The organism is Leclercia adecarboxylata (genome assembly GCF_023639785.1).
Classification (GTDB): domain Bacteria; phylum Pseudomonadota; class Gammaproteobacteria; order Enterobacterales; family Enterobacteriaceae; genus Enterobacter; species Enterobacter adecarboxylatus_D.
Genome location: NZ_CP098325.1, coordinates 4,204,670 through 4,230,844, shown reverse-complemented (window position 1 = coordinate 4,230,844; position 26,175 = coordinate 4,204,670). Strand labels below are relative to the sequence as shown.

The 26,175-nt window shown below is 54.1% G+C and carries 19 protein-coding genes, 3 tRNA genes and 4 rRNA genes; 10 read left to right on the top strand and 16 right to left on the bottom strand.

Annotated features, from left to right (window positions below; all coding sequences use genetic code 11):
• Positions 1 to 2 precede the first annotated feature (2 nt).
• Positions 3 to 821, top strand: coding sequence for a shikimate dehydrogenase (gene aroE / locus NB069_RS19940; RefSeq protein WP_250586372.1), 819 nt, complete (start codon positions 3 to 5; stop codon positions 819 to 821).
• Complete coding sequence (locus NB069_RS19935) at positions 818 to 1,066, top strand: DUF1488 domain-containing protein (protein ID WP_250586371.1); 249 nt, start codon at positions 818 to 820, stop codon at positions 1,064 to 1,066. Before aroE ends, NB069_RS19935 begins: the two co-directional genes overlap by 4 nt.
• Here the strand turns inward: NB069_RS19935 and NB069_RS19930 are convergent.
• Positions 1,042 to 1,596 (bottom strand): gamma carbonic anhydrase family protein, encoded by a 555-nt coding sequence (locus NB069_RS19930; RefSeq protein WP_250586370.1) that lies wholly within the window; start codon positions 1,594 to 1,596, stop codon positions 1,042 to 1,044. The two genes, NB069_RS19935 and NB069_RS19930, sit on opposite strands and share 25 nt — an antisense overlap.
• Before the next feature lie 472 nt (positions 1,597 to 2,068).
• Between NB069_RS19930 and NB069_RS19925 the strand changes: the two genes are divergently transcribed.
• The 7 genes from NB069_RS19925 to rrf (NB069_RS19895) all read left to right on the top strand — a co-directional run bounded on the left by NB069_RS19925 (position 2,069) and on the right by rrf (NB069_RS19895) (position 7,408).
• A 16S ribosomal RNA gene (locus NB069_RS19925) occupies positions 2,069 to 3,608 on the top strand.
• Between the two features lie 69 nt (positions 3,609 to 3,677).
• Positions 3,678 to 3,754, top strand: a tRNA-Ile gene (locus NB069_RS19920).
• Between the two features lie 36 nt (positions 3,755 to 3,790).
• Positions 3,791 to 3,866 (top strand) — tRNA-Ala (locus tag NB069_RS19915).
• 206 nt (positions 3,867 to 4,072) lie between these two features.
• A 23S ribosomal RNA gene (locus NB069_RS19910) occupies positions 4,073 to 6,977 on the top strand.
• 66 nt (positions 6,978 to 7,043) lie between these two features.
• Positions 7,044 to 7,159, top strand: a 5S ribosomal RNA gene (rrf, locus tag NB069_RS19905).
• 14 nt (positions 7,160 to 7,173) lie between these two features.
• Positions 7,174 to 7,249: transfer RNA gene (locus NB069_RS19900), tRNA-Thr, on the top strand.
• 43 nt (positions 7,250 to 7,292) lie between these two features.
• Positions 7,293 to 7,408, top strand: a 5S ribosomal RNA gene (gene rrf, locus NB069_RS19895).
• The 16S, 23S and 5S rRNA genes sit together here with 3 tRNA genes alongside, the layout of an rRNA operon.
• A 101-nt stretch (positions 7,409 to 7,509) precedes the next feature.
• On the opposite strand, the gene NB069_RS19890 is transcribed toward rrf (NB069_RS19895), so the two are convergent.
• The 7 genes from NB069_RS19890 to NB069_RS19860 form a co-directional block, all read right to left on the bottom strand.
• A complete protein-coding gene (locus NB069_RS19890) occupies positions 7,510 to 8,268 on the bottom strand; it encodes an amino acid ABC transporter ATP-binding protein (RefSeq protein ID WP_250586369.1) in 759 nt (252 codons plus the stop codon).
• Positions 8,269 to 8,275: 7 nt separating this feature from the next.
• A complete protein-coding gene (locus tag NB069_RS19885) occupies positions 8,276 to 9,379 on the bottom strand; it encodes an amino acid ABC transporter permease (protein ID WP_250586368.1) in 1,104 nt (367 codons plus the stop codon).
• 9 nt (positions 9,380 to 9,388) lie between these two features.
• Positions 9,389 to 10,570 (bottom strand): amino acid ABC transporter permease, encoded by a 1,182-nt coding sequence (locus tag NB069_RS19880; protein WP_250586367.1) that lies wholly within the window; start codon positions 10,568 to 10,570, stop codon positions 9,389 to 9,391.
• Positions 10,571 to 10,638: 68 nt separating this feature from the next.
• The gene (locus NB069_RS19875) at positions 10,639 to 11,664 is read right to left on the bottom strand and encodes an amino acid ABC transporter substrate-binding protein (RefSeq protein WP_250586366.1); all 1,026 of its coding nucleotides are present in this window, start codon (positions 11,662 to 11,664) and stop codon (positions 10,639 to 10,641) included.
• Positions 11,665 to 12,039: 375 nt separating this feature from the next.
• The gene (locus NB069_RS19870; protein ID WP_039030657.1) at positions 12,040 to 12,261 is read right to left on the bottom strand and encodes a lipoprotein; all 222 of its coding nucleotides are present in this window, start codon (positions 12,259 to 12,261) and stop codon (positions 12,040 to 12,042) included.
• A gap of 319 nt (positions 12,262 to 12,580) precedes the next feature.
• Positions 12,581 to 15,694 (bottom strand): efflux RND transporter permease subunit, encoded by a 3,114-nt coding sequence (locus NB069_RS19865; RefSeq protein WP_250586365.1) that lies wholly within the window; start codon positions 15,692 to 15,694, stop codon positions 12,581 to 12,583.
• Between the two features lie 10 nt (positions 15,695 to 15,704).
• Positions 15,705 to 16,844 carry an efflux RND transporter periplasmic adaptor subunit gene (locus NB069_RS19860; RefSeq protein WP_250586364.1) on the bottom strand — a complete coding sequence of 380 codons (1,140 nt, stop codon included), beginning with the start codon at positions 16,842 to 16,844 and terminating at the stop codon, positions 15,705 to 15,707.
• Positions 16,845 to 17,235: 391 nt separating this feature from the next.
• Here NB069_RS19860 and envR point away from each other — a divergent pair, with 391 nt between their 5' ends.
• Complete coding sequence (gene envR, locus NB069_RS19855) at positions 17,236 to 17,883, top strand: acrEF/envCD operon transcriptional regulator (RefSeq protein ID WP_250586363.1); 648 nt, start codon at positions 17,236 to 17,238, stop codon at positions 17,881 to 17,883.
• Positions 17,884 to 17,893: 10 nt separating this feature from the next.
• Here the strand turns inward: envR and NB069_RS19850 are convergent, their stop codons facing one another.
• The 8 genes from NB069_RS19850 to accC all read right to left on the bottom strand — a co-directional run bounded on the left by NB069_RS19850 (position 17,894) and on the right by accC (position 26,168).
• Positions 17,894 to 19,975 carry a putative bifunctional diguanylate cyclase/phosphodiesterase gene (locus NB069_RS19850; protein WP_250586362.1) on the bottom strand — a complete coding sequence of 694 codons (2,082 nt, stop codon included), beginning with the start codon at positions 19,973 to 19,975 and terminating at the stop codon, positions 17,894 to 17,896.
• 127 nt (positions 19,976 to 20,102) lie between these two features.
• Complete coding sequence (locus tag NB069_RS19845) at positions 20,103 to 20,267, bottom strand: DUF2556 family protein (RefSeq protein WP_250586361.1); 165 nt, start codon at positions 20,265 to 20,267, stop codon at positions 20,103 to 20,105.
• Between the two features lie 200 nt (positions 20,268 to 20,467).
• Positions 20,468 to 20,764, bottom strand: coding sequence for a DNA-binding transcriptional regulator Fis (gene fis / locus NB069_RS19840; RefSeq protein ID WP_000462905.1), 297 nt, complete (start codon positions 20,762 to 20,764; stop codon positions 20,468 to 20,470).
• Positions 20,765 to 20,787: 23 nt separating this feature from the next.
• Positions 20,788 to 21,753: a tRNA dihydrouridine synthase DusB gene (gene dusB, locus NB069_RS19835; protein WP_250586359.1), complete on the bottom strand. Its 966-nt coding sequence runs from the start codon at positions 21,751 to 21,753 to the stop codon at positions 20,788 to 20,790.
• A gap of 377 nt (positions 21,754 to 22,130) precedes the next feature.
• Positions 22,131 to 23,012, bottom strand: coding sequence for a 50S ribosomal protein L11 methyltransferase (gene prmA, locus NB069_RS19830; RefSeq protein WP_250586357.1), 882 nt, complete (start codon positions 23,010 to 23,012; stop codon positions 22,131 to 22,133).
• Between the two features lie 11 nt (positions 23,013 to 23,023).
• Positions 23,024 to 24,475, bottom strand: a complete 1,452-nt coding sequence (gene panF / locus NB069_RS19825) for a sodium/pantothenate symporter (protein WP_250586355.1) — start codon at positions 24,473 to 24,475, stop codon at positions 23,024 to 23,026.
• On the bottom strand, positions 24,465 to 24,710 hold the full coding sequence (locus tag NB069_RS19820) for a YhdT family protein (protein ID WP_250586353.1): 246 nt from the start codon (positions 24,708 to 24,710) through the stop codon (positions 24,465 to 24,467). Before NB069_RS19820 ends, panF begins: the two co-directional genes overlap by 11 nt.
• A 108-nt stretch (positions 24,711 to 24,818) precedes the next feature.
• Positions 24,819 to 26,168, bottom strand: a complete 1,350-nt coding sequence (accC, locus tag NB069_RS19815) for an acetyl-CoA carboxylase biotin carboxylase subunit (protein WP_250586351.1) — start codon at positions 26,166 to 26,168, stop codon at positions 24,819 to 24,821.
• Positions 26,169 to 26,175 lie beyond the last annotated feature (7 nt).

The following is a 26,175-nucleotide window of genomic DNA, read 5'->3' as shown; positions in this document are numbered from 1 at the left end:
AGATGGAAACGTACGCCGTTTTTGGTAATCCAATTGCGCATAGCAAGTCGCCATTTATTCATCAGCAGTTCGCGCAACAGCTTCATATTGAGCATCCTTATGGGCGTGTGCTTGCGCCCGTTGATGCCTTTGTAACGACGCTGGAGGCTTTTTTTGCTGGTGGCGGAAAAGGGGCCAATGTCACGGTGCCTTTTAAAGAAGAGGCATTCGGACGCGCCGATGAGTTAACAGAGCGGGCTTCCCTTGCGGGAGCCGTGAATACTCTCAAGCGCCTTGAAGACGGCCGAATTTTGGGGGACAACACAGATGGTATTGGTCTGTTGAGCGATCTGGAGCGTTTGTCATTTATTAAACCCGGCGCGCGGATCCTGCTGATTGGCGCAGGCGGCGCGGCCCGGGGGGTAATATTACCGCTGCTCTCGCTGGATTGCGCAGTGACCATAACAAACCGTACCTGGTCCAGGGCAGAAGAGTTAGCCGCGCTTTTCACCCACACTGGCAGTATTCATGCTGTAGCCATGGACGCGTTGAGCGACCATGAATTCGACCTGATCATCAATGCGACTTCAAGCGGTATTGGCGGTGAGATCCCCGCAATCCCCGCCTCATTAATCAGTGAACATGTTTATTGCTATGACATGTTCTATCAGAAAGGAAAAACCCCTTTTCTTAACTGGTGCGAACAGCTAGGCGCAAAACATCTCGCTGATGGGTTAGGGATGCTGGTGGGGCAGGCCGCGCATGCGGTGATGCTCTGGCATGGTGTGCTGCCAGAAGTGAAGCCTGTCATTGAAAAACTTAAACAGGAGCTATCGGCATGAACCAGGCGATCCAGTTCCCGGATCGAGAAAGCTGGGATGAAGAAAAGCTGGCCGTCTGTTTCCCGGCGCTGGTTAATGGTATGCAAGTGATGTGTGCCATTGCAGGGGTAACGCTGACCCATCGTTTTGGCGATGGCCTTCCCCTTGATACGTTTCGTGAACATCGCTGGGATCTGGAAGAAGAAGCCAGCGATGCGATCCGTAACGGTGATGAGGACGATCAGGGATGGTTCTGGCTTTCCTGATCCAGATAGTCGTTCTTCCATTTAACGTAGTTATTGGCCGAGTACTGCAAACCTTCTGTTTCCGCTTCCGTCAGGGGGCGGATCTGTTTCACCGGACTTCCTAAATAGAGAAAGCCACTTTCGAGCCGCTTGTTTTGCGGCACCAGGCTGCCGGCACCAATCATCACGTTATCTTCTACTACCACCCCATCCAGCAAAATAGATCCCATACCAACCAGTACGCGATTGCCGATCGTGCAGCCGTGCAACATCACTTTATGACCGACGGTAACATCCTCACCCACGATGAGCGGATTACCTTCAGGGTTATAAGAGGATTTATGGGTGACATGCAGTACGCTGCCATCCTGAATATTGGTTCGTGCGCCGATAGCGACATAGTTAACGTCACCACGAATGACGACCAGCGGCCAGATACTGACATCATCACCCAGCCGGACATCGCCAATGACTACGCTGCTGCTGTCGATCATGACGCGATCGCCTTGTTTTGGGAAAAGATCTTTGTAGGGACGGATTACTGCAGACATATCAACCTCGACTGATGTGCGTTTTACAGGAAACTTTGATCCTATTACTCGCCTTGATCAAGGGGCATTTACGTCATTATTTGAGCATATCGGACGGGATTTCGGCGAAAAGAACGAAAAAAGAACAGTCGGAAGAAAAGATCGAAAAAATGCTTGTGCTAAAAACTGGGATCCCTATAATGCGCCTCCATCGACACGGCGGATGTGAATCACTTCACACAAACAGCCGGGTTGGTTGAAGAGAAAAGCGTGAAATAATCGCTTGACTCTGAAAGAGGAAAGCGTAATATACGCCACCTCGCAACGGTGAGCGAAAGCCGCGTTGCACTGCTCTTTAACAATTTATCAGACAATCTGTGTGGGCACTCAAAGTGACATGGATTCTTAATGTCTTCGGACAATAAATGAATACCAAGTCTCTGAGTGAACATACGTAATTCATTACGAAGTTTAATTCACGAGCATCAAACTTAAATTGAAGAGTTTGATCATGGCTCAGATTGAACGCTGGCGGCAGGCCTAACACATGCAAGTCGAACGGTAGCACAGAGAGCTTGCTCTCGGGTGACGAGTGGCGGACGGGTGAGTAATGTCTGGGAAACTGCCTGATGGAGGGGGATAACTACTGGAAACGGTAGCTAATACCGCATAACGTCGCAAGACCAAAGAGGGGGACCTTCGGGCCTCTTGCCATCAGATGTGCCCAGATGGGATTAGCTAGTAGGTGGGGTAACGGCTCACCTAGGCGACGATCCCTAGCTGGTCTGAGAGGATGACCAGCCACACTGGAACTGAGACACGGTCCAGACTCCTACGGGAGGCAGCAGTGGGGAATATTGCACAATGGGCGCAAGCCTGATGCAGCCATGCCGCGTGTATGAAGAAGGCCTTCGGGTTGTAAAGTACTTTCAGCGAGGAGGAAGGCATTGTGGTTAATAACCACAGTGATTGACGTTACTCGCAGAAGAAGCACCGGCTAACTCCGTGCCAGCAGCCGCGGTAATACGGAGGGTGCAAGCGTTAATCGGAATTACTGGGCGTAAAGCGCACGCAGGCGGTCTGTCAAGTCGGATGTGAAATCCCCGGGCTCAACCTGGGAACTGCATTCGAAACTGGCAGGCTAGAGTCTTGTAGAGGGGGGTAGAATTCCAGGTGTAGCGGTGAAATGCGTAGAGATCTGGAGGAATACCGGTGGCGAAGGCGGCCCCCTGGACAAAGACTGACGCTCAGGTGCGAAAGCGTGGGGAGCAAACAGGATTAGATACCCTGGTAGTCCACGCCGTAAACGATGTCGACTTGGAGGCTGTGCCCTTGAGGCGTGGCTTCCGGAGCTAACGCGTTAAGTCGACCGCCTGGGGAGTACGGCCGCAAGGTTAAAACTCAAATGAATTGACGGGGGCCCGCACAAGCGGTGGAGCATGTGGTTTAATTCGATGCAACGCGAAGAACCTTACCTACTCTTGACATCCAGAGAACTTTCCAGAGATGGATTGGTGCCTTCGGGAACTCTGAGACAGGTGCTGCATGGCTGTCGTCAGCTCGTGTTGTGAAATGTTGGGTTAAGTCCCGCAACGAGCGCAACCCTTATCCTTTGTTGCCAGCGGTTAGGCCGGGAACTCAAAGGAGACTGCCAGTGATAAACTGGAGGAAGGTGGGGATGACGTCAAGTCATCATGGCCCTTACGAGTAGGGCTACACACGTGCTACAATGGCGCATACAAAGAGAAGCGACCTCGCGAGAGCAAGCGGACCTCATAAAGTGCGTCGTAGTCCGGATTGGAGTCTGCAACTCGACTCCATGAAGTCGGAATCGCTAGTAATCGTAGATCAGAATGCTACGGTGAATACGTTCCCGGGCCTTGTACACACCGCCCGTCACACCATGGGAGTGGGTTGCAAAAGAAGTAGGTAGCTTAACCTTCGGGAGGGCGCTTACCACTTTGTGATTCATGACTGGGGTGAAGTCGTAACAAGGTAACCGTAGGGGAACCTGCGGTTGGATCACCTCCTTACCTTAAAGAACCTGCCTTTGTAGTGCTCACACAGATTGTCTGATGAAAATTAGCAGTAAAAATCTCTGCAGGCTTGTAGCTCAGGTGGTTAGAGCGCACCCCTGATAAGGGTGAGGTCGGTGGTTCAAGTCCACTCAGGCCTACCAAATTTGCGCAGCAAATTTGAGGAGATTGACCACGATGGGGCTATAGCTCAGCTGGGAGAGCGCCTGCCTTGCACGCAGGAGGTCTGCGGTTCGATCCCGCATAGCTCCACCATCTTTACTGCGACAACATGAAAACTTCAGAGTGTACCTGAAAAGGTGCGCTGCGAAGTTTTGCTCTTTAAAAATCTGGATCAAGCTGAAAATTGAAACGACACACCGTGTCTGTTCTCCGTAATAAGAACAGAATCAGGTGTGTTCGAGTCTCTCAAATTTTCACAATCGCGATGATGAATCGAATGAAACATCTTCGGGTTGTGAGGTTAAGCGACTAAGCGTACACGGTGGATGCCCTGGCAGTCAGAGGCGATGAAGGACGTGCTAATCTGCGAAAAGCGCCGGCGAGGTGATATGAACCTTTGACCCGGCGATGTCCGAATGGGGAAACCCAGTGCAATCCGTTGCACTATCGTTAACTGAATACATAGGTTAACGAGGCGAACCGGGGGAACTGAAACATCTAAGTACCCCGAGGAAAAGAAATCAACCGAGATTCCCCCAGTAGCGGCGAGCGAACGGGGAGCAGCCCGGAGTCTGAATCAGCTTGTGTGTTAGTGGAACGGTCTGGAAAGTCCGACGGTACAGGGTGATAGTCCCGTACATGAAAGCACACTTGCTGTGAACTCGAAGAGTAGGGCGGGACACGTGGTATCCTGTCTGAATATGGGGGGACCATCCTCCAAGGCTAAATACTCCTGACTGACCGATAGTGAACCAGTACCGTGAGGGAAAGGCGAAAAGAACCCCGGCGAGGGGAGTGAAAAAGAACCTGAAACCGTGTACGTACAAGCAGTGGGAGCACCTTCGTGGTGTGACTGCGTACCTTTTGTATAATGGGTCAGCGACTTATATTCTGTAGCAAGGTTAACCGTATAGGGGAGCCGAAGGGAAACCGAGTCTTAACTGGGCGTTAAGTTGCAGGGTATAGACCCGAAACCCGGTGATCTAGCCATGGGCAGGTTGAAGGTTGGGTAACACTAACTGGAGGACCGAACCGACTAATGTTGAAAAATTAGCGGATGACTTGTGGCTGGGGGTGAAAGGCCAATCAAACCGGGAGATAGCTGGTTCTCCCCGAAAGCTATTTAGGTAGCGCCTCGTGAACTCATCTCCGGGGGTAGAGCACTGTTTCGGCTAGGGGGCCATCCCGGCTTACCAACCCGATGCAAACTGCGAATACCGGAGAATGTTATCACGGGAGACACACGGCGGGTGCTAACGTCCGTCGTGAAGAGGGAAACAACCCAGACCGCCAGCTAAGGTCCCAAAGTCATGGTTAAGTGGGAAACGATGTGGGAAGGCACAGACAGCCAGGATGTTGGCTTAGAAGCAGCCATCATTTAAAGAAAGCGTAATAGCTCACTGGTCGAGTCGGCCTGCGCGGAAGATGTAACGGGGCTAAACCATGCACCGAAGCTGCGGCAGCGACACTATGTGTTGTTGGGTAGGGGAGCGTTCTGTAAGCCGTTGAAGGTGAACTGTGAGGTTTGCTGGAGGTATCAGAAGTGCGAATGCTGACATAAGTAACGATAAAGCGGGTGAAAAGCCCGCTCGCCGGAAGACCAAGGGTTCCTGTCCAACGTTAATCGGGGCAGGGTGAGTCGACCCCTAAGGCGAGGCCGAAAGGCGTAGTCGATGGGAAACAGGTTAATATTCCTGTACTCGGTGTTACTGCGAAGGGGGGACGGAGAAGGCTATGTTGGCCGGGCGACGGTTGTCCCGGTTTAAGCATGTAGGCGGAGGTTCCAGGTAAATCCGGTACCTTTTTAACGCTGAGGTGTGATGACGAGGCACTACGGTGCTGAAGTAACAAATGCCCTGCTTCCAGGAAAAGCCTCTAAGCATCAGGTAACAACGAATCGTACCCCAAACCGACACAGGTGGTCAGGTAGAGAATACCAAGGCGCTTGAGAGAACTCGGGTGAAGGAACTAGGCAAAATGGTGCCGTAACTTCGGGAGAAGGCACGCTGATATGTAGGTGAAGCCCCTGCGGGTGGAGCTGAAATCAGTCGAAGATACCAGCTGGCTGCAACTGTTTATTAAAAACACAGCACTGTGCAAACACGAAAGTGGACGTATACGGTGTGACGCCTGCCCGGTGCCGGAAGGTTAATTGATGGGGTTAGCGGCAACGCGAAGCTCTTGATCGAAGCCCCGGTAAACGGCGGCCGTAACTATAACGGTCCTAAGGTAGCGAAATTCCTTGTCGGGTAAGTTCCGACCTGCACGAATGGCGTAATGATGGCCAGGCTGTCTCCACCCGAGACTCAGTGAAATTGAAATCGCTGTGAAGATGCAGTGTACCCGCGGCAAGACGGAAAGACCCCGTGAACCTTTACTATAGCTTGACACTGAACACTGGTCCTTGATGTGTAGGATAGGTGGGAGGCTTTGAAGCGTGGACGCCAGTCTGCGTGGAGCCATCCTTGAAATACCACCCTTTAATGGCTGGTGTTCTAACGTAGACCCGTTACCCGGGTTGCGGACAGTGTCTGGTGGGTAGTTTGACTGGGGCGGTCTCCTCCTAAAGAGTAACGGAGGAGCACGAAGGTTAGCTAATCCTGGTCGGACATCAGGAGGTTAGTGCAATGGCATAAGCTAGCTTGACTGCGAGAGTGACGGCTCGAGCAGGTGCGAAAGCAGGTCATAGTGATCCGGTGGTTCTGTATGGAAGGGCCATCGCTCAACGGATAAAAGGTACTCCGGGGATAACAGGCTGATACCGCCCAAGAGTTCATATCGACGGCGGTGTTTGGCACCTCGATGTCGGCTCATCACATCCTGGGGCTGAAGTAGGTCCCAAGGGTATGGCTGTTCGCCATTTAAAGTGGTACGCGAGCTGGGTTTAGAACGTCGTGAGACAGTTCGGTCCCTATCTGCCGTGGGCGCTGGAGAATTGAGGGGGGCTGCTCCTAGTACGAGAGGACCGGAGTGGACGCATCACTGGTGTTCGGGTTGTCATGCCAATGGCACTGCCCGGTAGCTAAATGCGGAAGAGATAAGTGCTGAAAGCATCTAAGCACGAAACTTGCCCCGAGATGAGTTCTCCCTGACCCTTTAAGGGTCCTGAAGGAACGTTGAAGACGACGACGTTGATAGGCCGGGTGTGTAAGCGCAGCGATGCGTTGAGCTAACCGGTACTAATGAACCGTGAGGCTTAACCTTACAACGCCGAAGCTGTTTCGGTGTGATTTGAGACGATTTTCAGCCTGATACAGATAACAGAATTTGCCTGGCGGCTGTAGCGCGGTGGTCCCACCTGACCCCATGCCGAACTCAGAAGTGAAACGCCGTAGCGCCGATGGTAGTGTGGGGTCTCCCCATGCGAGAGTAGGGAACTGCCAGGCATCAAATTTAGCGTGCTGATATGGCTCAGTTGGTAGAGCGCACCCTTGGTAAGGGTGAGGTCCCCAGTTCGAATCTGGGTATCAGCACCACTTTATACTTAGGTTAAAGTTCGGCAAGAAGTAAAAGAATTTGTCTGGCGGCTGTAGCGCGGTGGTCCCACCTGACCCCATGCCGAACTCAGAAGTGAAACGCCGTAGCGCCGATGGTAGTGTGGGGCCTCCCCATGCGAGAGTAGGGAACTGCCAGACATCAATTAAGTGAAAAGGCCATCCGAAAGGATGGCCTTTTTGCATTTCTGCGCCATAAAAACGTCTGGCCCGGGGCGTATGCGCCACCGGGCCAGACGCTATTAGTGGATAACCTGCGATAAAAATGCCCGAGTACGTTCTGATTTAGGGTTGGAGAAAAACTCCTCTGGCGGCGCCTGCTCAACAATCTCCCCACGATCCATGAAGATCACACGGTCCGCGACGGTTCTGGCGAAACCCATCTCATGCGTGACGCAGAGCATGGTCATTCCCGATTGCGCGAGCCCTATCATCGTATCCAGAACCTCTTTAACCATCTCCGGATCGAGCGCTGAGGTGGGTTCATCAAACAACATGATTTTAGGTTTCATGCACAGAGAGCGGGCGATGGCCACGCGCTGCTGCTGTCCACCCGAGATCTGCCCCGGAAACTTGTGGGCATGTTCTGCAATGCGTACCCGCTCCAGATAGTGCATGGCAAGCGCTTCAGCCTCCTTTTTCGGCATCTTACGCACCCAGATGGGGGCCAGAGTACAGTTCTGCAGAACGGTGAGATGGGGGAATAAATTAAAATGCTGGAACACCATGCCCACTTCCTGGCGGACACGCTCAACGTTGCGAATATCGTCGTTCAGCTCAATGCCATCCACCACAATCCGACCTTGCTGATGCTCTTCCAGATGATTGATGCAGCGGATGGTTGTAGATTTACCCGAGCCTGAAGGCCCACAAAGGACGATACGCTCGCCTTGTTTCACCTTCAGGTTAATGTCTTTCAGAACGTGAAATTGCCCGTACCACTTATTCACATTATCCAGCGTAATCATCGCGTCAGCGGGGGTAATAGTTATCTGGCTCATAGGTTCCTCAGTGCGGTGTCCGCCCGGTGTTAAAGCGCTTTTCCAGATGCTGGCTGTAGCGCGACATGCTAAAACAGAAAATCCAGTAAATAAGTGCTGCAAAAACATAGCCTTCTGTCGACATACCCAGCCAGGCCGGATCGACAGTAGCCTGCTGCACGCTACTGAACAGATCGAATAATCCAATGATGATCACCAGACTGGTATCCTTGAACAGCGCAATGATGGTGTTCACCAGACCTGGGATCACCAGTTTCAGCGCCTGAGGCAGGATCACCAGCCCCTGTGTTTTCCAGTAACCCAGCGCCAGCGATTCGGCGGCTTCGTACTGGCCCTTTGGCAGCGCCTGCAACCCGCCGCGGACAACCTCAGCGACATAGGCAGACTGGAACAGAATGACACCAACCAGGGCCCGGATCAGTTTGTCGATAGTGGTGCCTTCCGCCATAAACAGTGGCAGCATCACCGAAGACATAAACAGCACGGTGATAAGCGGCACGCCGCGCCAGAACTCGATGAATATGACCGAGAGGACGCGCACGACCGGCATGGTTGAACGGCGTCCCAGCGCCAGCAAAATCCCTAACGGCAGTGCGCCGGCGATCCCCACCGAAGCGATAATCAGCGTCAGCGTCAGGCCGCCCCACTGGCGGGTTTCAACGCGATCCAGCCCCAGTACGCCGCCATACAACAGTCCCCAGACGATCAGGGGGTAGAGCACCGCCCAGCAGGCGATGTAACGCCCTCGCTGCGGTAACCCCTTCCAGAACATGGGGATGATGGAGAGAAGCCCGACAAGCAGCGCGAGATTGATGCGCCAGCGCTGGTCGTGCGGGTAGAGCCCATACATAAACTGGCCGAAGCGCTGGTGAATAAAGACCCAGCAGGCTCCCTCTTTCGTGCAGTCGGCACGGGTGGTACCGACCCAGTTAGCCTGCAAAAATGCCCAGTTGATAAGCGGCGGAATGAGTTCCCACATCAGCCAGAAGCACAGCAGAGTCAGTAAGCTATTACTCCAACTGGAAAACAGATTTTTACGAGCCCAGGTAATGGCGCGTCCGTTGCCGGTCGTGGCCGGACGCGCAGGGTGAGACAAGACAGCTTTTGTCATCATGGTTCCTTAGCGTTCAACCAGAGCAATGCGACGGTTGTAGATATTCATCAACAATGAAATGGTCAGGCTGATAATCAGGTAAACCGACATGGTAATGGCGATGGTTTCGATGGCTTGCCCGGTCTGGTTCAGCACGGTTCCGGCAAACAGCGAGACCATATCGGGATAGCCAATCGCAGCCGCGAGGGAGGAGTTTTTCACGATATTGAGATACTGACTGGTCAGCGGCGGAATGATCACCCTCATCGCCTGGGGGATGATGACCTGGCGCAGGGTGACGGGGTTGGGAAGCCCAAGCGAGCGTGCCGCCTCATGCTGACCATGCGGAACGGCCTGGATACCGGCGCGAATGATTTCTGCGATAAAGGCCGAAGTATAGATCGAGAGCGCCAGCGTCAGAGCGGCCAGCTCGGGGATCAATACCATGCCGCCGCGGAAGTTAAATCCTTTCAGCTGCGGAACATCCCAGTGAATCGCCGGGCCGAATAGCATCTGTGCCAGCCACGGCAGGATCGCCAGCAAGGCCAGTGTGACAGGCCATGTGCGCCGGAGTTGCCCGGTTTTAATCTGATGCATGCGGTTATAGCGAAACAGCGCAACCGACACCGCGCTCGTGCACGCCAGCGCGGCCAGCAATGGCAACATCCCTTCGGCAATTTGCGGCGCCGGTAGGTATAAGCCGCGGTTGCTTAAAAAGGCCAGATCGAACGCATCTACTGCCTGACGAGGGCCCGGCAGGTTGCGCAGTACGGCGAAATACCAGAAGAAGATCTGCAGCAGCGGCGGGATATTACGGAACGTCTCAATATAAAGGGTGGAAAGCTTACGCAGCAGCCAGTTATCAGAGAGACGAGCGAGCCCAAGGAAAAAGCCCAGCAGGGAAGCAAACATAATACATAGCGCTGAAACCAGCAGGGTATTCATCAGGCCGACAAGGAATACGCGGCCATAGGTGTCACCTTCACTGTAATCAATCAGATGCTGAACGATGCCAAACCCTGCGCTACGGTCAAGAAAGGCAAAGCCCGAAGTAATGCCGCGTGTGCTCAGGTTGGTAACAGTGTTGTGGAACAGGGAGATCGCGACGGCCAGAACAGCGAGAACAGCGAGGCTCTGAAACAGCCAGGCGCGAACCGCAGGGTGAGAAAAGGAGAGGGCTCCTTTCAGGGGTGAGCGGCGTTGGGACATATAAAACCTCGGGTAACCATGACTCTGGACTGGGCACCGCGCTGGCAGTGCCCGTTACAGCACGATGCTTAGCGTACTGGCGGTGCGTACTGAATACCGCCATTGTTCCAGAGGTTGTTCTGCCCACGGCTGATCTTCAGCGCGCTTTCAGAACCCACGTTGCGCTCGAAGATCTCAGCGTAGTTACCCACTTTTTTGATGATGTTGTACGCCCACTTGTTATCCAGCTTCAGATCCTTGCCGTAATCGCCTTCTTTACCCAGCAGGTGGGCCATATCAGGGGTGGTCGGGTTCGCAGCTTTCTCATCGACGTTCTTCGAGTTGACGCCCATCTCTTCGGCATTGAGCATGGCGAACAGCGTCCAGCGCACCACTGAGTTCCATTCATCATCACCGCGGCGGACTACCGGGCCCAGCGGCTCTTTGGAGATGACTTCCGGCAGCACAATCCATTCCGCCGGATTGCTCAGTTTGATCCGCAGCGCATACAGCTGAGACTGATCCGACGCCAGGGTATCGCAACGGCCCGATTCCAGCGCTTTGGCCGATTCGTCAGAGCGGTCGAAGGTGACTGGCGTATATTTCATATTGTTGGCTTTGAAATAATCGGCGACATTCAGCTCTGTGTCAGTGCCGGCCTGAATACAGACGGTCGCACCATCCAGTTCTTTCGCACTCTTCAGGCCTGCTTTATTGTGCGTCAGGAAACCAATGCCGTCATAATAGGTCACGCCGGTAAAGGACATGCCCATTCCGGTATCACGTGATGAGGTCCAGGTGGTATTACGTGAAAGCATATCCACTTCGCCGGATTGCAGGGCGGTAAAGCGCTCTTTAGCCGTCAGCGGGGTATATTTCACCTTAGTGTCATCGCCGAATACTGCAGCGGCAACGCCACGGCATACGTCGACATCAATACCGGAGAACTTACCGTTGGCGTCTGCGTAAGAAAAACCGGGCAGGCCGTCACTGATGCCGCACTGCACAAAACCTTTTTGCTTTACGGCGTCCAGAGTGGCGCCCGCCTGAGCCTGGCCGGAAATTGCAACGAGCACACCTGCAGCGGCGAGGCTGGCCATCATCATCTTTTTCATAATGCATCCTGTGTGGCGAAAATTATCGTTATAGTGAGGCGTTTATAAACGCTTTAACCTGTCTGTGGCTGTGGCCGACGTTAATAAAGCAAACGTAATGCCAGTTTTTGTATTTAACGTAAGAAGCGATTACGCAGCGCGTAAAGCTGAATGCAGACAAGGATAATTAAAATGAGCGCCCTGAAATGGTGCGAAATGACAATCTGCGCCACAAATCGGAGCAAATCGTAAATAGAGAAAGTAAAGAAGGTGTGAATAAAAACAAGCCAGCGAGGGGAGTGAAAATAATGCCGGAAAAAGATGTGAGTAAAATAAGGTTTACTTATTCACCTGCACCATGAAAGCAAAAGCGCGGACGGTGCCGCGCTTTCGGGATTACTTAGACACGGCAATGATACCCAGTGTCAGGCCTGCAATGGCTGCCGCGCCACCTGCGATCGCCCCTGCGGTTTCCCAGTTATCCTGCGTGGTACCTTTCATGCAGGTATTGGTGTGAACCAGTCTTCCCTGATCGTCGTATACCGGTACGCACGGAGAATCATGTGCGCAACCAGCAAGCAACGCAGCAAGGAGTGCAACCGAAATGAATCTTTTCATGGTGTTACCTCAAAATGAAATCTAACTTTGCGATATAGTCAGGAAAATCTTCTGCAAAGCTGGTGGCTATTTTACCACCACTGCAAATTCGCTATGTAGAGTGAATAATCTCAAATTATTTGGATTGTAAAAAATATGGAGAAACCTGACTGGTCCAGGGCAATAATGGAGAAAATGAGGAGGACTGCGGAGTAAAAGGATGCGTCTTAACGCCATAAGCAACCAATTCATTGTACCGCTAATTAATAAGTTAAATAAATAAGTGAGTCTAACTTTCTGTTTATAATCATAAGAAAAGGCGCCGAAGCGCCTTTATCTGTTATTGCTCATGATGACGCGTAAAGCGTCTTCGCACCACCACAAAAAAGACCGGCACAAAGAATATCGCCAGCAGGGTAGCCGAAAGCATCCCGCCCATCACCCCGGTACCCACGGCGTTTTGCGCGCCACTGCCCGCACCGTGGCTGATAACCAGCGGCATCACGCCGAGGATAAACGCCAGAGAGGTCATCAGGATGGGACGAAGGCGCATACGTGACGCCTCCAGCGTGGCTTCAATAATGCCTCTTCCCTCCTTCTCCATCAGGTCTTTAGCAAACTCGACAATCAGGATGGCGTTCTTGGCCGACAGGCCGATAGTGGTGAGCAGCCCCACCTGGAAATAGACATCATTATTCAGCCCGCGCAGGGAAGCGGCCAGCAGAGCACCCACCACGCCTAATGGCACTACCAGCATTACCGAGAACGGAATCGACCAGCTCTCATACAATGCCGCCAGGCAGAGGAATACCACCACCAGCGAGATGGCATACAGGGCAGGCGCCTGGTTGCCGGAGAGCCGCTCCTGATAAGACATGCCGGTCCAGTCATAACCGATCCCCGTCGGCAGTTTCGCCGCCAGTTTTTCCATTAACACCATGGCTTCGCCGGTACTCTTGCCGGGTGCAGCTTCGCCGAGGATCTCCATCGAAGGGGTGCCGTTATAGCGCTCCAGGCGCGGAGAACCGTAGATCCAGTGCGACTGGCTGAATGCGGAGAGCGGCACCATTTGACCGTTGGCGCTGCGGACATACAGGCGATTGATATCCTCCGGCAGCATCCTGAAACGGGCATCCGCCTGGACATACACTTTCTTCACCCGACCACGGTCAATATAGTCGTTGACGTAAGTCCCCCCTAATGCGGTGGAGATGGTCTGGTTGATGTCCGACACGCTGACGCCCAGCGCCTGCGCTTTTTCCTGATCGATATCCAGTTTGAACTGCGGCGTATCTTCCAGTCCATTGGGTCGCACGCGAACGAGCATATCGGGATGCCCTTTAATCATACCCAGCAGCTGGTTTCGGGCCTGGGTCAGCTGGTTATGGCCGAGGTTGGCCTGGTCGATCAGTTCAAAATCGAAGCCCGTTGCGGTGCCCAGTTCGATAATGGCGGGCAGGTTGAACGGGAAGACCAGCCCATCTTTAATCTGACTGAAGGCCCGTGTTGCCCGGCTGACGATAGCGCCGACGCTGTTTTCGGCACCGGGACGCGCCTCCCAGGGCTTAAGGCTGATAAACGCCACCCCGGCATTCTGGCCCTGGCCGCTGAAGCTAAAGCCGTTGACGGTAAAGACCGACGCCACGTTGGCTTTTTCATTGGTAAGGTAATAGTGCTCGACCTGATCCAGCACCTGCTGAGTACGGGTTTGGGTGGCGCCCGCCGGGAGTTGCACCATCGTCATAAACACGCCCTGATCCTCTTCCGGCAGGAACGAGGTAGGCAGGCGCAGGAACAGCACCGCCATGCCGCCGACAATCAGAACATAGACCACCAGGTAGCGGCCCGTTTTACGCAAAATATGGCTGACACTGTTGCTGTAATGCGCCACGCTCCTGTCAAACAGGGCATTAAACCAGCCGAAGAAGCCCCCTTTGCTCCCATGATGCTCGTCGGGCGCCTTAAGCAGAGTGGCACAGAGGGCGGGCGTGAGGATCAGCGCCACCAGTACCGAAAGCGCCATTGCCGAGACGATGGTCAGAGAGAACTGGCGATAGATCGCCCCGGTGGAACCGCCGAAAAAGGCCATCGGGATAAATACCGCCGACAGCACCATGGCAATCCCCACCAGCGCACCCTGAATCTGCGACATCGATTTTTGCGTCGCCTCTTTCGGCGGGAGCTTATCCTCCACCATTACGCGCTCGACGTTCTCCACCACCACGATGGCATCATCCACCAGCAAGCCTATCGCCAGCACCATGCCGAACATGGTCAGGGTGTTGATCGAGAAGCCAAACGCTGCCAGCACCGCAAACGTTCCCAGCAGGACCACCGGCACGGCAATGGTCGGAATGAGCGTGGCGCGCAGGTTTTGCAGGAACAGGTACATCACCAGGAACACGAGGATGATGGCTTCAAACAGCGTCTTCACCACTTCATGAATAGAGATCTTCACAAAGGGCGTGGTGTCATAGGGATAGACCACCTTCAGCCCTTGAGGGAAGAAGGTCTGCAGCTGCGCCAGCTTGGTTTTAATGGCCGCGGCGGTATCCAGCGCATTGGCGCCGGTCGCGAGCTTGATACCGAGCCCGGTTGCCGCCTGACCATTGATTTTGGTCACCATGTTGTAGTTTTCACCACCGGGGGCAATGCGGGCGACATCTTTCAGGTGCACCATCGACCCGTCCTGGTTGACCTTCAGGGTGATGTTGCCGAACTCCTCGGCGGTTTTCAGGCGCGTCTGGGCGATGATCGAGGCATTGAGCTGCTGTCCCGGCAATGACGGCGTACCGCCAAGCTGACCCGCTGCAATCTGGTTATTCTGGGTTTTTAACTGGTTAATGACGTCCAGTGGCGTCAGCTGATAGGCATTCAGCTTGTTGGCATCCAGCCAGATACGCATCGCATACTGGGCGCCAAACAGCTGGACATCGCCCACCCCGGAGGTGCGGCTGATCGCATCTTTGACGTTAGAGGCCACATAGTCAGAGATATCGTCCTGGCTCAGGTTTTTATTGTCCGAGACAAAACCGGCCACCAGCAGGAAGCTGCTGCTCGACTTCTCCACGCCAATCCCTTGCTGCTGCACTTCCTGCGGCAATAGCGGCATGGCCAGCTGAAGTTTGTTCTGTACCTGCACCTGGGCAATATCCGGGTCGGTACCGGACTGGAAGGTGAGGGTAATGGTCACGCTGCCCGATGAATCGCTGGTGGAGGACATGTACATCAGGTTATCGATGCCGTTCATGTTCTGTTCGATAACCTGGGTTACCGTATCCTGCACCGTCTGCGCATCCGCGCCGGGATAGGTGGCCGAAATAGCCACGGCAGGGGGCGCAATGGTGGGATACTGCGCCACGGGCAGCTTCAGGATCGCAAGCCCACCCGCCATCATCAGAATGATAGCAAGCACCCACGCAAAGATCGGGCGCTGAATAAAGAAGTTAGCCATGCTCTGATCCTTATCCCGCTTTCTGCGCGGCGGTATCCGGGGTCGCCACCACCGTGACGCCAGGACGCACTTTTTGCAGCCCGCTAATAATTACCCGATCGCCTTCGTGCAAGCCGTCGGTGACCAGCCATTGATCGCCGATAGCCTGAGGAGCGACAACGTTACGGGCCTCGACCTGGTTTTTACCGTTCACCACCATCACGCTGGCCTCTCCGCGCGGGGTGCGGGTGACGCCCTGCTGTGGAACCAGAATCGCGTGCGGCTGGGTGCCTTCATCAATACGCGCGCGGACAAACATGCCGGGCAGCAGGATGTGTTGCGGATTGGGGAAAATCGCCCGCAGAGTAATAGAGCCGGTGCTCTCATCCACGGTGACATCCGAGAATTGCAGCGAGCCTTTCAGCGGATACGGCTGACCATTCTCCATCAGCAGCTGCACGCTGCGGGTGCCTTCGCCCGCCTGCAAACTGGACTGCTTGAGCCGCATAAAATCGTTGCTGGATTGCGTGACATCGACATAAATCGGATCGAGCTGCTGGACCGTAGCCAGCGCCGTGGCCTGTCCGTTAGAGACCAGCGCCCCCTCGGTGATGCTGGATTTACCAATGCGTCCGCCAATGGGGGACGTCACTTTGGTATAAGCAAGATTAATGCGCGCGGTCTCGACGGCTGCCCGGGCCGCCATCACCGAGGCATCAGCCTGGCGGGCGTTAGCCACGGACTGATCGTACTCCTGCTTGCTGACGTACTGCGTTCCGACCAGGGGTAAATAGCGTTTTACCGTCAGGTGAGCAATGCTGGCGGCGGCCTGAGCTTTAGCCAGCTCACCTGAAGCACTGTCAAATGCCGCCTGATAGGAAGCCGGATCGATCTGATATAACGATTCACCGGCTTTCACATCGCTGCCTTCCGTGAAGTTGCGCTTCAGCACAATGCCGCTGACCTGCGGGCGAACTTCGGCAACGCGGTACGCATCGGTCCGGCCAGGCAGCTCGGTGGTCACCTCCAGGGGCGCGCTTTTCACCACATGGACCATCACCTGCGGCGTTGGCGGAAGCTGTGCCTGCCCGGCATGGTCGTCACAACCCACGAGCAATGCGGCACCGATGATAAAACCGGATAAGGGTAAAAACCTGAAATTAGGCGTCATGACTATTCCTTCAAAATCATCAATCCGCATAACCGACTGGGTTAAGCGTTAAGGAGGGGGAAAGAGAAAACGGCGGGCGCCATAATAAAGAATGGCCGGGCGGGTTTTTGATTTATAAGTGCTGAGAATGGAATGAGGATAAAAAAAGTGGCCCGGAGGCATAATAAACAAGAATATAAAACGTCTGGCTATGCTTGCCGGAGAGTTTGTATGAGATGCATTCATGTATTTTATGAATTAAACATCGTGTAAATATCAGTGCGGTTTATAAATTAAGTGAATTAACGTTTTTTGTTCATCATTATTTTTCTGACTGATGGATAATTCGCGCTCTGACGGTCATTGCCGTTGTTTTATAAAAGTCATTAACCTGTTAAATGAGTGATTTTCTATGGCGCGCAAAACCAAGGCCGAGGCACAGAAGACACGCCAGTTATTGATTGAGGCAGCGATAGAGCAGTTTGCCGCGCGAGGCGTCGCCAGCACCACGCTGTCTGATATTGCCGATGCCGCCTGCCTGACCCGGGGGGCCGTATACTGGCACTTCGCCAGCAAAGCCGAACTCTTTGATGCTATCTGGCAGGAGCAACGACCGCTGCACGACATTATTCGCTGTCAGCTATCACAGGCTGAAAAAAGCGATCCATTATTAATTTTGCGTGAGCAGTTTGTTACTGCTTTACAATATATTGCCCAGGATCGTCGCCAGCGTAGCTTATTGCAGATCCTGTATCACAAATGTGAATTCGTTCAGGATATGATTTCAGAAAATCACATCTGCGAAAGGATTGGCTTCAATGATGAAAACGTTCGCGAAATATTGCAAAGATGTATTGTCCTTGGCAGCGTCTCTGCCCAGATCAATATCGACACAACGTTAATTGTTTTTCATGGCTTTTTTTGCGGACTCATTAAAAACTGGTTAATGAGCCCGGAACGAGTGGATCTGTATCAGCAGGCACCGGAACTGGTGGATAACATTCTCTCGACGTTACCGGTTGTCCACCGGGCACACAGGGTATACGACGCCGCATCATAGCGGCATCGCATTATATTTGCTGTGCCAGCATCGCCTGCGGATCGTGGCTCAGGGCGTTGATGGTCTGCGCCGGGACAGGTTTACCCAGCAGGTAGCCCTGCAGCGTGCTGCATCCCAGTTCGGTCAAAAAGTTTTGCTGTTCTTCGGTTTCTACCCCTTCGGCAACCACCTTCAGATTAAGCGTCTTCGCCAGCGCCACAATGGCAGATACGATAGTCGCATCGTCACCCGCGCCGTTGAGATCTTTCACAAATGCCCGATCGATTTTCAGCTCGCAGGCGGGCAACTTTTTCAGGTACAGCAGGCTGGAATAGCCAGTACCAAAATCATCGATAGAGGCTTTTACGCCTGCCTGCGTCAGTTCCGTCAGCACCCGCACGCTCTCATCGGGATTGTTCATGGCCGTGGTTTCGGTCACTTCCAGAATCAGGGTATGCGGCGGAATACGGTGCCGTGCCAGGCTGCCCATAACCGTCTCAACCAGCTGGGGCTGCTCAAACTGCAGCGTGGAGAGGTTCACCGCCATCGACCATTCGGTGTGGCCTTCAAGATGCCAGGCGCGCAGCTGGCGGCAGGCCTCATCAATCACCCAGTTGCCGATAGGAATGATCAGCCCGCTCTTTTCCGCCAGGGGCAGGAACTGCTCGGGAGATAACAGACCCTGCGCAGGATGCTGCCAGCGCAGCAGGGCTTCAAAGCCGACAATGGGGCCAACCGGTGCCTGAAACTTTGGCTGATAAACCAGATGCAGTTCATTACGCTCCAGCGCCAGCCACAAATCGTTCATCAGCTGCAGCTGCGTTTGCGCCAGGGTATTCATCGACGGCTGGAAAAAGTGGTAGCCGTTACGTCCCATATGCTTGGTGTGATACATCGCCGCATCGGCATTAAACATCAGCTCACGCTGGTTTTTGCCATCGTGGGGATAGATGGCAATGCCCACGCTGAGGGTTACCATCAGATCATACAGCTCAAGGCTGAAGGGCTGATCGATGACATGCACCAGCGAACTGGCAAGCGTGGCGGCATCGTTCGGCGTGTCGATCTCGGCGAGCAGCACAAACTCATCGCCGCCAATACGGGCGAGGGTGTACTGGCCCTTCAGCGGCTGTTCCAGACGCTCCGTCACCGCTACCAGCAGCTTGTCACCCGTATCATGCCCGTAGGCATCGTTGACGGCTTTGAAGCCATCAAGGTCCATAAACAGCAGGGCAAACAGCTTCCCTTCACGATCGGCTTTGTTGATCGCCTGATCGAGACGGTCTTCCAGCAGCACGCGATTCGGCAGGCGCGTCAGCGTATCGTGCAGTGCCAGTTGTGCCAGCTCGCGGTTGGCTTCCGCCAGCGATGAGGCGAGCAGGGAGGTGCGGGCCTGCAGTCGGGCATCAAACATTGAGACCAGCAGCGTAATACCCAGAATAGAGAGCGCGACGACGCTCACCAGCACCGCCAGCCAACTGCCGTTGACCCCCTGATGATGCATGTGCATTTGTACCGGAAACTGGGCGGCCTTCATGCCGGTGTAGTGCATGCCGGCTATGGCAACGCCCATCAACACGGCGGCGCCCGCGCGCATCAGCGCGACCTGGGCGGCATCGCGACGCAGACGAAACGTCAGCCAAAGGGCAGCCAGCGAGGCGAAGAGGGCGATAGCCACCGACAGCGCAACCCAGCGCATATCCCAGACGATAGCAGGCTCAACCTGTAACGCCGCCATGCCGGTGTAGTGCATCGCGACAATGCCTGCGCCCAGGATCACCGCGCCGGTAAACAAGCGCCGCCTGCGTAAATGGTCGCGGCTCACCAGCCAGAGGGCGAACAGCGAGGCGCCGATGGCAATCAGCATGGAGAGGGCAGTTTTCAGCAGGTCGTAGTTCATGCGCATGGAGATATCCATCGCCAGCATGCCGATAAAGTGCATGGCCCAGATCCCGATCCCCATGGCGATACCTCCGCCAGTCAGCCAGACGTGGGCCGCAACGCCGGTACTGCCGGCAACCCGTCCTGCCATATTCAGTGCGGTGTAGGATGCAAGGATCGCGACTACAAAGGAGATAACCACAAGAAGTTGGTCGTATTGGCTAACCAGCATGATCTCATCAACTCATACACAGTGGGGTATTACGTGATACCGGGTGAGACGGGCTGAGACATTATCATCCAATGGAAATGCCTCAAAGGGTTTTAAACCCGCACAATTTTCGAGGAAAATCGGGTGCTTAATCCAGATCTGAGCAATTGACCAGCTTGAGTGGATTAACCGAATTCATGTTGCGGCATTGGTCCGTTTCCGTAGAGATCAACTCAATCCACTGCATTAACAGCGCATCGAAAAGGAAAACGCTAATCGCGAAGACGACTAACCACCAATACTTACGGATCATTCGGGAATTCCGGGGACGATTGACAAGAGTGCAGGAAATATACACGAAAATGAGCGGCTGAGAAGTGGGCAGACGGATGTTTACGTTTCAGGGGATAACGGCGTGAAGGGGGGTAAAAAACGCAGGTAAGCGGGGCATAAAAAAAGGCGCGTCCCCATGCCGAGTAGCGCCTTTTTAAACAAGCATTTAGCTAATCGAAATTAGTTCATGCCGTACTTTTTCAGTTTCTTACGCAGTGTACCACGGTTGATGCCCATCATCAGAGCAGCACGGGTCTGGTTACCACGGGTGTATTGCATCACCATGTCCAACAGGGGCTGTTCAACTTCAGCCAGTACCAGCTCATACAGGTCGTTGACGTCCTGACCATTCAGTTGAGCAAAATAGTTCTTCAGTGCCTGTTTAACCGAGTCACGCAGGGGCTTTTGAGTTACCTGGTCCTGAGAGTTAACGGTGGAAACGGTCAGTACGTCAGAATTTACGCGTTGTTCGAACATAGTTCTGTCAGCTCTTTATTTCATTACGCAAGATTTTCGAAGTATGCCTCCAACGCCTCCAGCTGTTCGCTGGCATCCTCTATGGCGTTGAATGTGCGCCGAAACTGGTCATCCGGAGCGTGTTCCTGGAGATACCAGGATACGTGTTTACGCGCGATTCGGTACCCTTTAGCCTGACCATAAAAGTCGTGCAGTTCCCGAATATGTGCGCATAGCAAGTGCTTAACCTCTGCCAGCGGCAGCGGGGCAAGCAGCTCCCCAGTGTCCAGATAATGCTGGATTTCCCGAAAGATCCAGGGTCTTCCCTGAGCCGCACGTCCTATCATCAGAGCATCAGCCCCTGTATAGTCGAGCACAGCTCTGGCTTTAAGCGGGTCAGTAATGTCGCCATTCGCGATAATCGGAATGGAAACGTTCTGCTTAACTGCCCGAATGCTGTCGTATTCAGCTTCACCGTTGAACAAACAGGCGCGGGTGCGTCCATGTATGGTCAGGGCCTGAATGCCACAGTCTTCGGCCAGTTGGGCAATCTCTACACAGTTACGGTGATCCGGCGACCAACCCGTGCGAATCTTTAACGTAACAGGAACGTCCACTGCGCTGACAACCGCCGTCAGGATTGACTTCACCTGGTCGGGGTATTGCAGAAGGGCTGAACCTGCAAGCTTGCGATTCACTTTTTTGGCCGGGCAACCCATATTGATATCAATAATCTGGGCACCACTCTCCACGTTGATACGCGCGGCGTCTGCCATCTCTTCAGGCACGCTCCCGGCGATTTGCACGGTGCGGATACCTGGTTCGTCAATGTGCACCATCCGAAGACGGGATTTATCGCTCTCCCAAACCTGCGGGTTAGACGACATCATCTCTGAAACGGTTAAGCCTGCTCCCATCTCATAGCACAGCGTCCTGAATGGTCGGTCGGTAATACCTGCCATAGGTGCTGCGATCAGGCGATTTCTGAGCTGGTGGTTTCCGATGCGCATGAGTTAAGAAATGACCATACTGTGACTGCAAGGCGGCGTATCTTACGCATTTTTTGCACGAGATGAAAGGCCAAACTTTGAACAATCCCCTGTTACAGATCATGGAATCAGGGACAAAGCACAACAGCCAAAATTATATGCGATATAAATCATTCACTTAAATAGAAGTGGTGATTTTGTGGTCGCTTACAATTTCCTAAAACTTCTCGTTTTTTCTCAAATAATGAAACCCTAAGCCGAATAATCTGCTGTTTTTAACAGCAGATTTTCCTGCTTCTTTGCGATCTGCGTCGCATTTTAGAACATGATCTTTATCAATAGGTTGCCTGGTCTTTAACCATAGGAGGGGTTTAAAAAACAGGCAAACCTGTCACGCTCTATTTTTTACGACCGGTTATGCGGCACCACTCCTCTTTCTCCATGACCGGATCGAGCGTGAAGAGGTCGGCATACGCCTCGCATACACTGTCAGCCTGGCTGGCAAGGATACCGGAAAGGCCTAACAGACCGCCCTCAACAGGCAGGACGCTGATTAACGGTGCCAGTTCACGTAAAGGGCCAGCCAGAATGTTAGCGACCACCACATCGGCTTTCATGGCCTGTGGCTGGTCATTCGGCAGGTAGAGTTCAAGACGATCGGAGACGCCGTTGCGTTCGGCGTTATCGCGGCTGGCCTGAATCGCCTGCGGATCGATGTCGATCCCGATGGCTTTTGCTGCACCCAGTTTGAGGGCGGCGATGGCGAGAATACCGGAGCCACAGCCAAAGTCGATCACCGTTTTACCGTCCAGATCCAGACCGTCCAGCCACTGCAGGCACAGAGAGGTGGTCGGGTGCGTGCCGGTGCCAAACGCGAGGCCCGGATCGAGCATTACGTTTACCGCATTTTCATCCGGCACGTCGCGCCAGCTCGGACAGATCCACAGACGCTTGCCGAACTGCATTGGGTGGAAGTTATCCATCCACTCGCGTTCCCAGTCTTTGTCTTCCAGCTGCTCGATCTTATGCGCAAAGCCTGCGCCCAGCAGCGGATGGTTTTCGAGGATGGCAACAACTTCGGCCATGTCGGTTTCAGCATCAAACAGACCGATAACGTCGGTATCGCCCCACAGGCGCGTTTCCCCCGGCAGCGGTTCAAACACCGGCGTATCATGCGTGTCCTGGAAGGTGATTGAGACCGCACCGGCCTCCATCAGCGCATCGCTCATCTCTTCGGCATTAGCGCCAGTTGTATTCAGTTTCAGTTGGATCCACGGCATGGCAAAACTCTTTATTTATCAGTAGAAATGACGGCCGCCTGCGGAGTGGGTTGACCGAAACGGTTCCCCACCACAAACGCCAGCAAACTTAGCAGTAACGAAGGCACAATCGGATGAAAGCCCAGGTACTGGATCTTAAAGGAGGCGAGCGCGGCATACAGCACACCCCCGACGATCATCGCGCTCAGCGCGCCGGCAGCATTGGCGCGCTCCCAGTAAAGGCCCAGTACCAGCGGCCAGAGGAACACGGCTTCCAGGCCGCCAAACGCCAGTAGATTCAGCCAGATGATCATCTCTGGCGGTCGCCAGGCGGCCAGCAGCAGCAACATGCCCAGAATCAGGGTGATTGCAGCGGACATGCGCTTCAGGCGGCGCTCGTTATTCATCTGTTCGGGGCGCATGTTCAGGTAGAGATCTTTAATGATCGTAGCGGAACTTTGCAGCAGTTGGGCATTAATTGTCGACATGATCGCAGCCATCGGCGCGGCAAGGAAGATCCCGGCAGCAAAGGGCGGCAGCACTTTAACCATCAGGGTGGGGATAACCAGATCCGGCACGGTTAAGTCCGGGATCACCGCCCGGCCAAGGGCTCCCGCAAGGTGCATACCGAACATCAGGATCGCCACCACGATAGTGCCGATAATAATTCCGCGGTGCACCGCTTTGCTGTCTTTATAGGAGATACAGCGCACGGCGGTGTGCGGTAAGCCGATCACCCCGAAACAGACCAGCACCCAGAAGGAGGTCATAAAGGTCGGGGAAAGAATGTCGTCCGCACCCTGCGGTGAAACCAGTTTCGGGTCGATCGTCTGCAGGGTCTCCACCGCGTGGGTTAACCCCCCAGCCGCATGGACCACACCCACCAGCAGCACGATGGTACCTATCAGCATCACCATGCCCTGCAACGTGTCGTTGAGCACGCTGGCGCGGAAGCCGCCAAAGGCGGTGTACAGCGCAATACTGATACCAAAAATCAGCAGCCCCGTTTCATAGGGAATACCGGCTGCGGTTTCAAGCAGGCGCGCGCCGCCAATGAACTGCACGGTCATGGCACCCACGAAGGCCACCAGCAGGCTCAGGCTGGCCAGCCAGACCAGCAGGCGACTCTGATAGCGGGCAAACAGCATGTCGTTGAGGGTCACCGCGTTATAGCGACGCGCCAGAATGGCGAATTTTTTGCCCAGAATACCCAGCGAGAGCCAGATGGCGGGCAGCTGGATCATCGCCAGCAGCACCCAGCCCAGGCCATATTTATAGGCCGCACCCGGGCCGCCAATAAAGGAGCTGGCGCTGATATAGGTGGCGGTCAGGGTCATCGCCAGCACAATGCCGCCCATTGATCGGCTACCCAGGAAATACTCGTTCAGGAACGTGCCCGTTGTGCGTTTACGCATAGCGTAGACGGACAGGCCAAAAACAATAATCAGATACGCGACGAGCGGCAGGATCACTTCAAGCTGCATTATCGTCATCCTCCAGCGGAATATCGCGATAGATGAATTTCACCATCGCCCAGCAGAGCACAATAAACACCAGCGGGATGAGCAGGCAGGCCATCTCAAACCAGTGGGGCAGACCGGTGATACCTATTGCAGAGCCAGGTAAGTAAGCGGCCACTAACCATGCAGCAAGATAAAGAAGGGTTAACCACAGCGCCCATCGCGCTTCTTTATGGGCCTGAACAAAACGCTTGTCCATTTTTTGTCCCTTGTGGAAAAAGAAAGCGGGGATTGTACCTTATGGAGCTTCGCAACCCCCAGAAATAAAAAAGGCCGGATTATCCGGCCTTTTGCTGCTTATTTATGCTTATTTTTCGTAAAGACCGAGTTTCTTCTCCAGATAGTGGATGTTGGTGCCACCATGCTGGAAGTTCTCGTCAGTCATAATACGCATCTGCAGATCGACGTTGGTTTTGATGCCGTCGATGATCAGCTCCTGCAGGGCGTTCTTCATGCGGGCAATCGCCACGTCACGGGATTCGCCATAGCAGATCAGCTTGCCGATCATTGAGTCATAGTACGGCGGTACGGTGTAACCGGCGTAGATATGAGACTCCCAGCGCACGCCAAAACCACCCGGCGCGTGGAAACGCGTGATTTTACCCGGGCTTGGCAGGAAGGTGTTCGGGTCTTCGGCGTTGATACGGCATTCCACCGCATGGCCTTTGACAATCACTTCTTCCTGCTTGATGGACAGCGGCTGACCCGCAGCGATACGCAGCTGCTCTTTGATCAGGTCAACGCCGGTGATCATTTCGGTAACCGGGTGTTCAACCTGAATACGGGTGTTCATCTCGATGAAGTAGAACTCGCCGTTTTCAAACAGGAACTCGAAAGTACCTGCCCCGCGATAGCCGATATCCACACAGGCTTTCGCGCAACGCTCGCCGATGTAGCGACGCAGTTCCGGGGTGATGCCCGGTGCTGGTGCCTCTTCGACCACTTTCTGGTGACGACGCTGCATGGAGCAGTCACGTTCTGCCAGATAGATAGCGTTACCCTGACCGTCTGCCAGCACCTGAATTTCGATGTGGCGTGGGTTTTCGAGGTATTTTTCCATGTACACCATGTCATTGCTGAAAGCTGCTTTTGCTTCCGCTTTGGTCATGGAGATGGACTGGGCCAGTTCAGCGTCGCTGCGCACAACGCGCATACCACGACCGCCGCCGCCGCCGGACGCTTTGATGATTACCGGGTAGCCAATGCGTTTTGCATGGGCGCGGTTAGCATCCATATCGTCGCCCAGTGGGCCGTCGGAACCGGGTACGGTAGGGACGCCTGCTTTCTTCATAGCGGTGATCGCAGACACTTTGTCGCCCATCAGGCGAATGGTGTCAGCTTTCGGGCCGATGAAGATAAAGCCGGAACGCTCTACCTGTTCAGCAAAGTTGGCATTCTCAGAGAGGAAGCCGTAACCCGGGTGAATAGCCACCGCACCGGTGATTTCAGCGGCGCTGATGATTGCCGGGATATTCAGATAGCTTTTTACGGACGGAGCCGGGCCAATACAGACCGTCTCATCCGCCAGTAATACGTGTTTCAGATCGCGATCCGCGCTTGAGTGCACAGCGACAGTCTTGATGCCCAGTTCTTTACAGGCACGAAGGATTCGCAGGGCAATCTCGCCGCGGTTGGCGATGACAATTTTATCCAGCATGTTCGCC

Excerpts from the sequence above, each read along its gene's own strand:
- dusB (WP_250586359.1), bottom strand. The coding sequence starts at position 21,753 with ATGCGCATCGGAAACCACCAGCTCAGAAATCGCCTGATCGCAGCACCT.
- NB069_RS19890 (WP_250586369.1), bottom strand. The coding sequence starts at position 8,268 with ATGAGCCAGATAACTATTACCCCCGCTGACGCGATGATTACGCTGGAT.
- NB069_RS19845 (WP_250586361.1), bottom strand. The coding sequence starts at position 20,267 with ATGATCCGTAAGTATTGGTGGTTAGTCGTCTTCGCGATTAGCGTTTTC.
- NB069_RS19820 (WP_250586353.1), bottom strand. The coding sequence starts at position 24,710 with ATGGACAAGCGTTTTGTTCAGGCCCATAAAGAAGCGCGATGGGCGCTG.
- prmA (WP_250586357.1), bottom strand. The coding sequence starts at position 23,012 with ATGCCGTGGATCCAACTGAAACTGAATACAACTGGCGCTAATGCCGAA.
- NB069_RS19930 (WP_250586370.1), bottom strand. The coding sequence starts at position 1,596 with ATGTCTGCAGTAATCCGTCCCTACAAAGATCTTTTCCCAAAACAAGGC.
- NB069_RS19865 (WP_250586365.1), bottom strand. The coding sequence starts at position 15,694 with ATGGCTAACTTCTTTATTCAGCGCCCGATCTTTGCGTGGGTGCTTGCT.
- NB069_RS19875 (WP_250586366.1), bottom strand. The coding sequence starts at position 11,664 with ATGAAAAAGATGATGATGGCCAGCCTCGCCGCTGCAGGTGTGCTCGTT.
- NB069_RS19870 (WP_039030657.1), bottom strand. The coding sequence starts at position 12,261 with ATGAAAAGATTCATTTCGGTTGCACTCCTTGCTGCGTTGCTTGCTGGT.
- NB069_RS19880 (WP_250586367.1), bottom strand. The coding sequence starts at position 10,570 with ATGTCCCAACGCCGCTCACCCCTGAAAGGAGCCCTCTCCTTTTCTCAC.
- accC (WP_250586351.1), bottom strand. The coding sequence starts at position 26,168 with ATGCTGGATAAAATTGTCATCGCCAACCGCGGCGAGATTGCCCTGCGA.
- NB069_RS19885 (WP_250586368.1), bottom strand. The coding sequence starts at position 9,379 with ATGACAAAAGCTGTCTTGTCTCACCCTGCGCGTCCGGCCACGACCGGC.
- NB069_RS19860 (WP_250586364.1), bottom strand. The coding sequence starts at position 16,844 with ATGACGCCTAATTTCAGGTTTTTACCCTTATCCGGTTTTATCATCGGT.
- panF (WP_250586355.1), bottom strand. The coding sequence starts at position 24,475 with ATGCAGCTTGAAGTGATCCTGCCGCTCGTCGCGTATCTGATTATTGTT.
- aroE (WP_250586372.1), top strand. The coding sequence starts at position 3 with ATGGAAACGTACGCCGTTTTTGGTAATCCAATTGCGCATAGCAAGTCG.
- fis (WP_000462905.1), bottom strand. The coding sequence starts at position 20,764 with ATGTTCGAACAACGCGTAAATTCTGACGTACTGACCGTTTCCACCGTT.
- NB069_RS19935 (WP_250586371.1), top strand. The coding sequence starts at position 818 with ATGAACCAGGCGATCCAGTTCCCGGATCGAGAAAGCTGGGATGAAGAA.
- NB069_RS19850 (WP_250586362.1), bottom strand. The coding sequence starts at position 19,975 with ATGCTGGTTAGCCAATACGACCAACTTCTTGTGGTTATCTCCTTTGTA.
- envR (WP_250586363.1), top strand. The coding sequence starts at position 17,236 with ATGGCGCGCAAAACCAAGGCCGAGGCACAGAAGACACGCCAGTTATTG.